Origin of the sequence: Streptomyces cahuitamycinicus, from assembly GCF_002891435.1 — a bacterium.
Lineage (GTDB): Bacteria > Actinomycetota > Actinomycetes > Streptomycetales > Streptomycetaceae > Streptomyces > Streptomyces cahuitamycinicus.
The window spans coordinates 1-3596 of the sequence record NZ_POUC01000609.1 but is presented as its reverse complement, the minus strand read 5'-3'; the positions used below and the strand labels follow the sequence as shown (position 1 = coordinate 3596).

Annotated in this window: 4 protein-coding genes; 2 read left to right on the top strand and 2 right to left on the bottom strand. The window is 70.6% G+C overall.

The features are described 5' to 3' along the window. Together C1J00_RS40240 and C1J00_RS40235 are read right to left on the bottom strand one after the other, a co-directional pair. A partial coding sequence (locus tag C1J00_RS40240) for a hypothetical protein (protein WP_102913801.1) occupies nucleotides 1–932 on the bottom strand: 932 nt, incomplete at its 3' end. A 128-nt stretch (nucleotides 933–1060) separates the two neighbouring features. Next, nucleotides 1061–2536 carry a glycoside hydrolase gene (locus C1J00_RS40235; RefSeq protein WP_102913800.1) on the bottom strand — a complete coding sequence of 492 codons (1476 nt, stop codon included), beginning with the start codon at nucleotides 2534–2536 and terminating at the stop codon, nucleotides 1061–1063. A 223-nt stretch (nucleotides 2537–2759) separates the two neighbouring features. Between C1J00_RS40235 and C1J00_RS40230 the strand changes: the two genes are divergently transcribed. Together C1J00_RS40230 and C1J00_RS40225 are read left to right on the top strand one after the other, a co-directional pair. After that, nucleotides 2760–3071, top strand: coding sequence for a DUF6412 domain-containing protein (locus tag C1J00_RS40230; protein ID WP_102913799.1), 312 nt, complete (start codon nucleotides 2760–2762; stop codon nucleotides 3069–3071). Between the two features lie 92 nt (nucleotides 3072–3163). Next, nucleotides 3164–3596: YidC/Oxa1 family membrane protein insertase (locus C1J00_RS40225; RefSeq protein WP_146046362.1), on the top strand; the 433-nt coding region annotated here is incomplete at its 3' end.

Sequence of the window (3596 nt, the reverse complement as noted above, 5' to 3'; positions counted from 1 at the left end):
GCCCGCCCCCGTGCCGCCAGGGTCGTCGCGTACTGCGGTAGCAGGGTCGCGTCGCCCGGGGAGGAGAGTTCCGATGCGGCGAAGGCCTCGTAGGACGGGACCGTGCCCGTGACGATGCCCAGGTTCGGGGTGCCGGAGGCGGACAGTTCGCGCAGGGCCGTCTCTATGGTCGCGAGGTGTTCCTCGTGGGTCGGGTACTCCGATGTGAGGGTCGGGTACGCCTCCAGGAGTTCCGAGAGCTCGCCCGCCGGCCAGTGCAGGACCGCTACCGGGAACGGGCGGGAGAGGGCCTCCCGGTAGGCGCCCAGTTCTGCTCGGAGGCGGAGGATCTCCGCCTCCAGTTCCGCGGGGTTCTCCGAGCCCAGGGACCAGACGCGCTTGGGGTCGTGGAGTTCGTCCAGGGTGATCGGGAGGGAGTGGACGGTGTCCGCGAGGGCGTCCCAGTCGTCGTGGGACTTGCCGAGCATGCGGCGGACCCGGTGGCGGCCGAAGAGGAGCGGGTGGGTGGCGTACGGGGGCTCCGGGACGTCCGTCAGGAGGCGGCGTACGGCCTCGGTGAAGGTGTCGTGGGCCGCTTCGAGCTCGTCGTGGTGTTCCAGGGACTCCGCCACGATCACCCAGGGCGCCGGGTCCTTGGGGGCCGCCACCCGGACGCCCTCGATGATCGCGCGGGCCTCGGCCTCGTGGCCGTACTCCCAGAGGTTGGAGGCCTTGAGCGCCCGTACCAGGTGGGGGTTCTCCAGGCCGTCGGGGGAGGACAGCAGGCGGTCGTAGAGCGTGGTCGCGGTGGGGCGGTCGCCGGAGAGCTCCAGGTGGGCCGCTGCCCGCAGCAGCAGGGCCTCGGCGTCCTCGGGATACAGGCCGGCGGTCCGCTCCAGGCGTGCCGCCTCGGCGGTGTGGTCGACGTTTTCGGCAGGCGTGTCGGGGCGCATGGGGGACACCGTACTGCCGGGAGGTGACGAGCGTGAGAGATGCGCAGGCCAGACCACCCAGGCCTCCCGAATTCCCATGCTCACCACCCAGGCTTCACGGTTCGCCCCGAACCGCCGCCCTCGCCGACCTACCGCGTCACTCCGTCGATCTGGAGGGTTTGGACCGACTTCGCGGCGAATGGCACGCTTACCGATTTGCCGTTCAGGCGGATGTCCGAGCGGGGTGTGTAGAGGTCGCCGCCGCCCGTCGTGACCGTGTTCCAGCGGGGGACCAGGCCTCCGGCGCCGCCCGTGACCGTCGAGAAGCGGGAGAGGTCGAAGGTGAGGGTCTGGGCCGAGGCCGCGGTGTTGACCGCCACGATCACCAGGCGGCGGGCCGTCGCGTCGTACGCCGCCACCGCGTAGCCGACGCCCGTGTCCAGGATCGTCATGCCGGGGCGGATGTGGCGGCTGAACTGGGCCATCACGTAGAGCTTGGTCTGGACGGTGGTCGGCTGCAGGGTGTTCGCGTCGTAGGCGATCATCGCCCAGCCCGACGACGGGTCCATGACCTGCCAGTAGCACCAGGCCGTGGGGTGCAGCCAGCGGAAGTCTAGGCAGAGGTTCGAGGCCATGGTCAGGCCGGTGCCGTCGCTGTCGCCCGTCTCGGAGTTCCACAGCTTCTTGCGGGAGGTGGTCACCACGTCCGTGTAGAGGAGGTCGCGGCGGCCGCCCGAGCCCTGGTAGCCGTGCACGTTGACCTGGGAGACCAGGCCCTTGACGGTCGAGTTGAAGGACGACCAGGTGGAGCGGGCCGTGTCGTAGTTCGTCTCGTCCGAGGCGGCTATGCGGAGGCCCGTGAGGCCGCGTTTGTCCAACTCGCCGCGCATGTGGGGGAGGACGGCCGCCTGGACCGCCGGGTCCATGTGGCAGCCCTCCTGGGTGCCGGTCGCGGTCCACCAGGTGGAGGCCGGCTCGTTGAAGGGGTCGACCGTCGCGAAGTTCACGCCCCAGTTGTTCTTCGCGTACAGGGCAGTCGCCGCCAAGTGGCTCGCGTGCTGGCGGTAGTTCCAGGTCTGGAGGTTGTTGCCGCCGCCCGCCGCGCCCGAGGGGTTGTGGTTGCTGCACATCCACCACATGGGGGAGTTGGCGAAGAGCTCGGTGATCGCGCCGCGCTGGGTCGCCTTCACCAGCATCGCGCGCTGTTTGGCGTCAGCCGTCCACTTCCACGCCGAGGAGGTGGGGTCCTCGTTGTTCCAGTCCTGCCAGAAGCCCTCGATCTGCTTGAAGGCCGGGATGTTGGGCGACTTCACCATCGTCTCGCCGCCGACGCTGTTCGAGCTGCACGCGCCGAGGTTGTAGCGGGCGATGTTGAGCCCCAGGCCGGGGAGGGAACGGCCGTTGTACGTGACGGACTTGGTGGTGAAGAACAGGTCGGCGAAGTCGTCCCGGGCGCCGAAGACGTTGGCCCACCAGGCGAGGGAGGTGCCCCAGCCTTCCCAGGCGCCGTACGTCGTCGACGGGTTGACGGCGATCGTGGCGTCCGCGTGCGCGGTGCCCGTCGCCAGGGCGCTGCCGAGGAACGTACCGCCTGCTGCGGCCAGCAGACTCCTGCGTCGGATCACGGCTCCTCCGTAAGGGAGATGGGGGCGGACGCCGGTCCCCGGCCCGGCGTCACAGGGGTGCCCCCGTGGTTGGTGACGAGAAGCATCGGGTGTGGCGGGTGGGTTGTCGAGAGTTCGGACGAACCTTTCTCAAACCCGTGTACGAAGTCGCGGACCCGCACGGGAGGGTGATCCTGTATAACGAACAACAGGGCATACACACGTACGAGAGGAGGGGCAGCCGATGAACCGGAGCTGGGCGACTCTGCGTCCCGCCCTCGTGCTGCTCTTCCTGCTCGTCGAAGTGGCGCTGCTCGACACCGGCAGCCTCTCCGCCACCGTCGCCCTCGCCGCGACCACCGCGGCCTCGGCCGCCCTCGCCCTGTGCGCCGTCGTCGCCTCGCGCTGCGCGCCCGCCGTGCCGCGCACACGGGTGCGTACGGCCATCCGCGACCGGGACCGGCGTACGGCCTTCCTGCCCCAGCGCGATCCCGACGCCCGAGGGCGCACCCGGCCCCGGGCACCCGGTCACGCCCTCCGGGCGACCGTCGCGTAGGGGCGCATCCACACGTCATCAGGTGACCCCGCGCGGGTCGTCATGCCGCCATTCCCACTTCCGGCACGACGAGACCCCCGGAGGGCTCACCCATGTCCGTCTTCGCCAACCTGGTCGAGCACCTTGCCGACCTGCTCCAGCCGCTGTTCGGCGCCTCGGCCGCCGCCGCGGCGATCGTCCTGTTCACCGCGCTCGTACGACTCCTCGTCCACCCCCTGTCCCGGGCCGCCGCGCGCGGCCAGAAGGCCCGGACCGCGCTCCAGCCGAAGATCGCCGAGCTGCGGAAGAAGCACGGCAAGAACCCCGAGAAGCTCCAGAAGGCCGTGCTGGAGCTGCACGCCGAGGAGAAGGTGTCGCCGCTGGCCGGCTGCCTGCCCGGGATGCTCCAGATCCCCGCGTTCTTCCTGCTCTACCACCTGTTCTCCAGCGAGACGATCGGCGGCGAGGCCAACGGGCTGCTCGGCCACCGGCTGTTCGCGGCTCCGCTGGGGGAGCGGTGGGCGGACGCCCTCCAGGGGGGTGTCC